The 440-nt window shown below is 60.5% G+C and carries 1 protein-coding gene; it reads left to right on the top strand.

Features of this window, described 5'->3' with window-relative positions; genetic code table 11:
- Positions 1-393 (top strand): proteasome accessory factor PafA2 family protein (locus tag A2J03_RS01075; RefSeq protein WP_197480546.1); only part of this gene is annotated, 393 nt, incomplete at its 5' end.
- Between the last annotated feature and the right edge of the window lie 47 nt (positions 394-440).

Raw genomic sequence — 440 nt, 5'->3', positions numbered from 1 at the left:
ACCGAGATCGATTGGGTCATCAAGCGCAAATTGTTCCAGCGATATCAGGACCGGTACTCGATGGAGCTGTCCGATCCCAAGATTGCGCAATTGGACCTCGCCTATCACGACATCAAACGCGGACGTGGCGTCTTCGACCTGCTGCAACGGAAGGGACTGGCCAAGCGCATCACCGAGGACGAGCAAATCGACGAGGCTGTCGATCTGCCGCCGCAGACGACACGCGCCAAACTGCGTGGCGAATTCATCACCGCCGCGCAGGAGGCGGGCCGTGACTTCACCGTCGACTGGGTCCACCTGAAGCTCAACGACCAGGCCCAACGAACCGTTCTGTGCAAGGACCCCTTCCGATCCGTGGACGAACGGGTGGAGCGCTTGATTGCGTCGATGTAGCCGACTCGGCGCGGACCGATAGGGTTCGTCAGGTGGCGATCACCAAA

It is taken from the genome of Rhodococcus sp. EPR-157, from assembly GCF_001647195.1.
GTDB lineage: Bacteria > Actinomycetota > Actinomycetes > Mycobacteriales > Mycobacteriaceae > Rhodococcoides.
The sequence above is the reverse complement of the archived record's forward strand: the minus strand, read 5'-3'. Positions and strand labels throughout refer to the sequence as shown.